This is a genomic window from Wolbachia endosymbiont of Drosophila bicornuta (assembly GCF_028982105.1).
Taxonomy (GTDB): Bacteria; Pseudomonadota; Alphaproteobacteria; order Rickettsiales; family Anaplasmataceae; genus Wolbachia; species Wolbachia pipientis.
This window is the reverse complement of the sequence record NZ_JAPQLF010000110.1, coordinates 1-8,051: the sequence shown is the minus strand read 5'-3', so window position 1 is coordinate 8,051 and position 8,051 is coordinate 1. Positions and strand designations below refer to the sequence as shown.

At 35.5% G+C, this 8,051-nt stretch carries 7 protein-coding genes; 2 read left to right on the top strand and 5 right to left on the bottom strand.

The genetic code is table 11. From position 1 onward, the window contains the following. The coding region (locus OZD68_RS03495) for a transposase (protein WP_275008740.1) at positions 1–149 on the top strand (149 nt) is incomplete at its 5' end. A 226-nt stretch (positions 150–375) separates the two neighbouring features. On the opposite strand, the gene murB is transcribed toward OZD68_RS03495, so the two are convergent. Then, entirely contained in the window at positions 376–1,263 is an 888-nt protein-coding gene (murB, locus tag OZD68_RS03490) for a UDP-N-acetylmuramate dehydrogenase (protein WP_182309360.1), read from the bottom strand. After that, on the bottom strand, positions 1,254–2,132 hold the full coding sequence (gene hemC / locus OZD68_RS03485) for a hydroxymethylbilane synthase (RefSeq protein WP_182309359.1): 879 nt from the start codon (positions 2,130–2,132) through the stop codon (positions 1,254–1,256). The genes murB and hemC overlap by 10 nt, the downstream gene beginning before the upstream one ends. A gap of 883 nt (positions 2,133–3,015) precedes the next feature. On the opposite strand from hemC, the gene odhB reads away from it, so the two are divergent. Next, the gene (odhB, locus tag OZD68_RS03480) at positions 3,016–4,188 is read left to right on the top strand and encodes a 2-oxoglutarate dehydrogenase complex dihydrolipoyllysine-residue succinyltransferase (RefSeq protein ID WP_182309358.1); all 1,173 of its coding nucleotides are present in this window, start codon (positions 3,016–3,018) and stop codon (positions 4,186–4,188) included. 40 nt (positions 4,189–4,228) lie between these two features. Here odhB and OZD68_RS03475 read toward each other — a convergent pair whose 3' ends face one another. The 3 genes from OZD68_RS03475 to OZD68_RS03465 all read right to left on the bottom strand — a co-directional run. Next, positions 4,229–4,825: a tetratricopeptide repeat protein gene (locus OZD68_RS03475; RefSeq protein ID WP_182309357.1), complete on the bottom strand. Its 597-nt coding sequence runs from the start codon at positions 4,823–4,825 to the stop codon at positions 4,229–4,231. A 125-nt stretch (positions 4,826–4,950) separates the two neighbouring features. Then, on the bottom strand, positions 4,951–7,476 hold the full coding sequence (locus tag OZD68_RS03470) for a tetratricopeptide repeat protein (RefSeq protein ID WP_182309356.1): 2,526 nt from the start codon (positions 7,474–7,476) through the stop codon (positions 4,951–4,953). A 107-nt stretch (positions 7,477–7,583) separates the two neighbouring features. Beyond that, a partial coding sequence (locus tag OZD68_RS03465; RefSeq protein ID WP_275008713.1) for a transposase occupies positions 7,584–8,051 on the bottom strand: 468 nt, incomplete at its 5' end.

Genomic DNA, 8,051 nt, shown 5'->3' with positions numbered 1-8,051 from the left:
GGGTTGGTGCAGAAATTTTGTATCTGCCGCCTTATTCTCCAGATTTCAACAAAATTGAGCATCATTGGTTTGCTATAAAAAACAGAGCCAGGAAAGACATTCCTCTATTCGAATCCTTTCGTCGTGCTGTTGATTCTGCCTTCCTATGACCTGTTCGGACTATTATGAGAAATGCTATAACTCTACAATATCGCTTATTTGATTCACTAATAATGAGAATTGGTATAACTTTGCTATTTTTCTCTCTAGATTCTTGCAAAGTTCTACAAGATTAACCACATTACCTCACGGTTTCTCTATGATTATTTTTTTAGATTACTTGTTTACCTTATTTGCCGTTCTCCTGAACGAATATACATAAGCTATAAAAACTATCTAATAGCTACCCAAAACCCTTATTTCCCACTCAAGTTCAACATTAAATTTATCCTTTACTGCATCTTTTACTTTGTTGCCAAGGTTTTCCAAGTCAGATGCAGTTGCATTATCGTAATTGAGCAAGAAGTTACAATGTTTCTGAGAGATTCTAGCTCCACCAATATTTAACCCTAGGCAGCCAGATTTATCAATTAACTCCCATGCTCGGTAGTTTTTTGGATTTTTGAATATGCACCCAGCAGTTTTTCCTCTTATTGGCTGGCTTTTATTTTTCCTCTCAATAACTTCCTTTAACCTTTGCAGTATAAGCTCATACTCTGAGTTTACTCCTTTAAACTCAGCTTCAACAAAAATCCAATTTCCTTTTAGGCTATGTCCACGGTAAAAATACCCCATTTCTTCGCTGGAGAACTCATATAGGTTTCCATCCTCTAGATTCACTGCTTTTATGGATTGTACAACACCTGCGATATCACTACCATATGCACCTGCATTCATTTCTATTCCGCCACCAACTGTTCCTGGAATTCCAACTAGAAACTCCAACCCACTAATCTGCTGATTTCCCGCAAAGTGAGCAAGGTTGCTGAGCAGCACAGCTCCCCCAGCTACAATAGAGTTGTTACCCTTACTTTTAATATATGCAAACTCCTTACCTAATTTTACTGTTATTCCTCGAATGCCACTATCTCGCACTATTATGTTGGATGTTGCACCAATAACGCTAACTGGCAGTTCAGTATTTTTAATCAAGTATGTTAAATCTTCAATATCACATGGTTTAAATAATACATCAGCTCGTCCACCAACATTTAACCACGTCGCTTTAGACATTAAGACATCATAACGATAGATTCCACGTACTTTAGGTAAGCTTATAAGCATTTTGATTTCAACTCTAATCCTGCATCCATACCCATTTTCTCCGCATCTTCTATAAATGAAGTGCGCTCAGTGAAGTATATATTTTTTCCACTTGCTAACATACAACGAAGGTGTAGCATATTTTCGCTCACATATTCAGCCAAAGCTGCAAGTGGTGTAAAACATGAACCATTCACTGTCTTCATAAAACTGCGCTCTGATTTCACTCCTATAAAAGACATATTATTATTAATTTTCTCTAAAAGATCGATAATTTTTACATCATTCCTTCTACATTGAATACAAACCGCCCCCTGCCCCACTGCACTTAACATAACTTTTGGTGGCAATACCTCTGTAATCAAGTGATGTTTTTCTAATCTTATGAGTCCTGCTTCAGCTAGAATTATTCCATCAAAACTTTGATTTTGCAATCTGGTTGTTAGATTTCCACGTAGCGGTACTATATTTAAATCTGGTCTAACATTTAACAATTGAACTTTTCTTCTTATTGAAGAAGTGGCAATAGTAGCCTGCTGTGGCAAAGACTCAAGGCTATTGTGTTTATGAGAAATAAACACATCGCATGAACTTAGCCTTTCTAAAACACAAGGAATTGTTAAACCCCCTGAGAAAAACGCAGGCATATCTTTTAGCGAATGAACTGCCATGTCTATATTATTTTCGAGCAATTCAGTCTCAATTTCTTTAATGAATAATCCTTTGCCTCCTATTTCAGCAAGATTTGCGTTTGCATACTTATCTCCAGAAGTTTTTATTTTAACAATTTCAATAGATAAGTTAGGAAAAGAATCCAGCAACTTTTGTTTTGCTTCCAAAGCCTGGGCAACTGCAAGCTTGCTTCCTCTGGTACCCATTTTGACTAGCATGTGTACGATTGTTTGTCTGATGTCATTCAAGTAGCTGACTACTTGGATCCAGTTTATATAAACCTTTGCATTTATTGTACTTTAACTTAAAACCAAAAGCAACTTTGACTTTACAAAATAATAACCTTTTATATGCATAAATAAGCTTACTGGATCCTAGTACTTGCATGACAAGGTATAAACCTTATCGTCATACCACCGCGAACCGTCATACCGTCACGGTATCTCTAGATCCCGCTAACAAGCAGCGGGATGACGGTTGTCGTTTAGCTATAAATATTAAAAAATTTACCAAGCGAAAAAAAAGGCAAAAGAAGCCCCGTGGTGGTTGGCTATTTACTATGTACTAAAATATCGGCGTTTTTTTTATTCTAAAACGCTTGATTAAGAGCGATTTAGCTGCTTTTAACTTGCAACTAACCTACACCGCAAGTGTTTAAGAAATTTACCAAGCAGGAAAAAAGGCAAAGAAACCACGTAGTAGCTAGCATTCAAATTCTCCCTTGTCAATTTGACGTTTTTTGCTGTCTCAAACGCTTTGTAAGCGCGTTTCGGCTTATATAGGTAAAAACCTAAAATTTTTAAAGACATGCGATGCACGTAGTGCGAAAAATTAAACATGAGACGCCAAATACCCTAAGTTTTTTGTCATTAACCTGCACAGACTGCGAAGATAAATAAATAGCTTCAGTACCATGATATGGGGGCTGACAAAGCTTGTCAAGGAATTTTTATGGCCTAGCGTCACGTGCTGGAATGACATTTGGGAATATGTTATCCGTTTGTCACTTCTAAATGATAAGAGCCTCAATGAATTTATTAGTTTATTACATGTCTCTTTTCATGTATAAATCTATAAAAAGTTTTATACGGAAGTTGTTTTATGAGCAAAATTATAGAAATCAGAGCACCACAAACTCTTGGTGGTGAATCAGTTACAGAAGGTATAGTAAAAATAAAGAAGGGTATTGGAGAAGCAGTAAAAGTAGATGACTTGATCTTTGAAATTGAAACTGACAAAACAGCACTCGAATTAACTGCAGAAGCTTCAGGGCAAATAACTGAATTTCTTATAAAAGAAGATGATGTAATAAGTCCTGATCAATTGTTAGCGAAGCTTTCCATGGGAGAAGTAAAAGAGGAAGCGAGAAAAGAAGATAAAAGCGAAAGTGCTGCTAAAAAAGATGCTCCATCAGCTCGTAAAATTATGGAAGAAAATGCAATCAGTGCAGAAAGCGTCAAAGGAACTGGCATGGGAGGCAGAATAACAAAAGCAGATGTAATAGGCCATATAAACAAAACAGAACAGCCTGCAATAAAACAATACGAATTGCCAAAAAGTGTAGTAAATGGAGAGCAAAGAGAGGAACGAGTAAAAATGAGCAAAATAAGGCAAGTAATTGCCGCTCGTTTGAAAGCATCGCAAAATACTGCTGCAATACTGACCACGTTCAATGAAATTGACATGAAGAATGTCATGGATCTAAGAGAAAAATATAAGGACGCCTTTGAAAAAAAATGTGGAATAAAACTTGGTTTTATGTCGTTTTTTATAAAGGCAGCGGTGCAAGCATTGAAAGAAATTGCTGAAATTAACGCTGAAATCTCAGGCGATGAAATCATATATAAACATTACTATGACGTAGGTGTTGCTGTTGGCACCGATAAAGGTCTTGTTGTACCAGTTATTCGTGGTGCCGATCAGATGTCATTTGCAGAAATTGAGTTGACTTTAGTTGCTCTTGGCAAAAAAGCTCGTGAGGGTAAATTACAAGTATCAGAAATGGAAGGTGCAACATTTACCATCTCAAACGGTGGAGTATACGGTTCACTTCTTTCCACTCCGATAATAAACCCTCCGCAATCTGGAATACTTGGAATGCATTCAATACAAAACAGGCCAGTTGCTGTTGGTAATGCAGTAGAAATCAGACCTATGATGTACATTGCTCTCTCTTACGATCACAGAATAGTTGACGGCAAAGGAGCAGTAACTTTCCTCGTTAAAATAAAAAATTATATAGAAGATCCAAACAGGTTAGTTTTGGAAGTGTGATTATAAAATAAGTGATTATTAATCTAGTGTTGCTAAAAGCCTAAATATCATCTAGCTCTGCCAGCAGTTTAGCAACTTCCGGATGATCAGGGCCATAATGTTTCTTAAAAACAGGTAAAGCCCGTTTAAGCAACTCTTGATTTTTCTTATGTTTACCTAAAATGCCATAAGTAATGCCAAGGGTTACCAGTAGTTTAGCAACTTCCGGGTGATCAGGGCCATAGTGTTTTTCAAAAATAGGTAAAGCACGTTCAAGCAACTCTCTTGCTTTCTGAGAACTACCTAAAGCATTATGAGCAATACCAAGATTTACCAGCAGTATAGCAACTTCGAAATGGTCAGACCTGTAATGTTTCCTTTTGATTGCTAAAGCCAGTTCAAGTAACCTCTTTCTTTTCTTATGATGACCTAGACCCCAATAAATGACACCTAAGTTTGACAACAGTTTAACAAATTCAAGATGGTCAGGACCGTAATGTTTCTCAAAAATAGGTAAAGCCCGTTCAGACAGCTCCTTTGCTTTCTGAAGATCACCCAAAACATAACAAACAAGACCGAGGTTTGCCCGTAGTTTAGCAACTTCGAAATGATCAAGTCCATAATGTTTCTCTTGAATTGCTAAAGCTTGCTCAAACAACTTTTTTGCTCTCCGGGGATTATCTATAGCTCTTTTTACAATAATCCGAACAGATCATAATATGCTACTGCTCTACCATAGCCATAAGCACATATCTTATCCTATTCGGACTATTGCGAGAAGTGCTATAAATTCTCATAAGCGTGGCCAAGGTTTGTCAGTATGACAGCAACTTTAGGATGATCAGAGCCATAATGTTTCTCAAAAATAGGTACAGCCCATTCAAACAACTTTTTTGCTTTATGAGGATTACCCGAATCCTCATAAGCGTTACCAAGGTTTGTCAGTGCAACAGCAACTTTAGGACAATCAGAACCATAATATTTCTCAAGAATAGGTAAAGCCCATTCAAACAACTCTTTTGCGTTCCGAGTATTGTCTAAAGCATTATAAGCAATACCAAGACTTACCAGCAGTGTAGCAATTTCATAATCATGGATAAAATGCCTCTGAAGAATAGGTAAAATCCATTCGATCAACTCCTTTTGTCTTTTAGGGTTACCTAAATCAGAGTATCCATCATTAATCCACATTAACAAATCTAAAAGATAATCCTTTTCTATTGTTTGCTTTTCTGAAGAATTTTTTTCTAGCAAATTATCCATGTGTGATAAAAATGCTTCTAAATGTGGTAATAATTGTCGTTTCTTAGCATAATCTTCTAGTTTATCACTGTGGTAAGGAAAACCCTTTTGTAATAGTTGAAAAACAGTCTTTATGTCTTCTTTAGTTTTTCCACTTTTCTCTGACTTTAGCCTTATCACTTCTTGAACCAAGCTGTGTATTAACATACTATGATCTTTTTTGGTAGTTAACATGGAGTAACTTATTAATATTCCAAACGCTTCATGGAAAGTTTCTAAGGAAGGATTATTTTCTTGATTATCAGCAAAGATTTCTAGTAAAGATTGAGGAATAGGACTACCATCTAAGTAAGCACAAGCAGTAAGCCAGTTAGCTGCCAATAAGGATTCTTTTTTTATTGCTTCTACTGTGATGTCCCATGTAACATACACTATTGCTGCAGTCTCTCTATTAGCGTCGGCTGGAAATGTTTCAAGCAATGTTTCATCAGATAATAAAGCTCGTTTTCTATCGTTATATAATTTCAAATAGTCTGAAATATTTATACCTGTTTTCTTTATATAAGCGCTTGCTTGGGCTAAAGCTAAAGGTAAATGACCTAATGTCTTTGCTAATGCATCCACTTGAATTATATCTAGCTTTGTTCCTTCCACTTCTAGTATCTTACAAATGTAGCTCCTTGATTCTCCAGGTTCAAAAACATCAACAGAAATAGTGTTCTGTGGTTGTGGCCAGCCAAATGTATAACGAGAAGTTAATAATATCTTTCCTCCTTCTATAGGAAGTAAATCTGCTATATCTTTGTAGTTAGGAGCGTTATCGCATATCAGTAGCCACCCAGCACGTTCAGGGTGTTCTAGCCAATACTTAACATGCTTGGCGTGATCTCCTTCACGAACGTTTTCTCTGTAACCATGAATAACGTTTAGTCCACGTCCTAACTTGATGTACTCGTTAATTAAAGTATTTCTATCTCGTGTATCAAGCCAAATTATCCATCTATATTTTTGGAGCTTACTCCAAATAAATTCTAATGCTAATTGTGTTTTACCTATTCCACCTATTCCATGACAAGCAACTAGTGTTGCTGTATCATTAGCTTTCAGGCATTCTTCTATTTTATCTAGCAGCGCTTCTCTGCCGACAAAGTTATAATTTCGGAGAGGGACTTGCCAAAATTCAGGTAGATCTTCCTTAAGTTTGAGACTATAAAGATGTTCTATGGCTTCCTTAAAATAATTGTCTTTTCTTGTTAGATAAGAAACTTCGCTACCCTGTTGTTCCCACCATTTTTCTACCTTCCCGCGTGCAAAGTCAAAAACCATGTCAATATTTTTCTTGCCTGATATTTTGTATATACTCCCTATTTCTTTCTTAATAATATCATCTAATTTTGAATGATTAGGTTGATTAACTACAAACCTTATTCTAAGTAAAAAATCTTCTATTTCATCTTCACTGCCGCAACTGAAGTATTTTTTCAGTTCAATATGATTTTTTATTTTGTAGCACGTTCCTCTGTGACCTTCATAAATACTTAAAATGTTATCATCTGTTAACTTTGACTCTTCCAGATACTCCTCTAATGTTTCTACTTTGCCTTGCTTTTCTGTACCTTTTTTTAAGTTCACATTAACATTAGCATGAATGACAAGTGTAATATCACTGTTCTTATACTCAGGGTTTTGCTTAATCTCAGGATGAGATTCAAAATATTTGTTTAACCCGAAATCCTCTTTCTGTAGCTTTCTATTGTTTCCATCAATAAACATCTTCAAAAGTAATATTCGCTGATGAACTATGGTCGTTACGGTGTTTAGCTTGAACCAAGATAATTCTCGATTTGTTCTTCTGATCTTTATACTCAAAAAAATATCATCAAAGGCTCCAAAACCTTCTATGTTTGATGCTAACCAAAAGTCAATTTTACTACTTAACCCATAAAGTAGATACAGCATTAATAATTTTACTTCATACTTGCAACCATGATCACCTGTTGATGTGCCATCTCTCTTCTTAAATATACGATTACTAAGTATTTCAGACTGTTTATTTTCTACATTCATACCCTACTAAACCTACGAATAACTTCTTTCTATAAAAAATTAAAGTCACCAAGTGCCTAAGATGATGCAACAGATTCTTTAATATTTCAATAATCATACGCGTCAAGTTAAGAGATTGTGAGCAAATTTAGAGAGGTTAAAGTGGATACTCTAGCCCTTCTANGTTTGTCTTTTAATGAAAATCGCGACCAAGTTATAGTGAGTTTTTTAAGAAATGCTTTTAAACTATTAATTTTGGTTAATACTAAAAATAACTCTCTAACCCGCCTTTTTAGATCAATAAATGCCTTTGTTAAGCTAAGTTCTGTATTCTTTTTCACTTCTGTGCAACCAACTATGCCGTGAAATATAAGAATTGCACACAATTTAGCATATAGTTCACATAATACTCTGCATGGCTTTCCTTTTACCTTATCAAGCCTGATATGGCTTTTATACAATTTAAATAATAACTCAATTTGCCACCTTACTCTGTAAATCGTTAATACTTGCTCAGCACTAATTTTATTTTCTGGAACATTAGTTATAAATATTGACCAGTTCAACAATTTTTGATTTCTTTTAGAGGATGTATA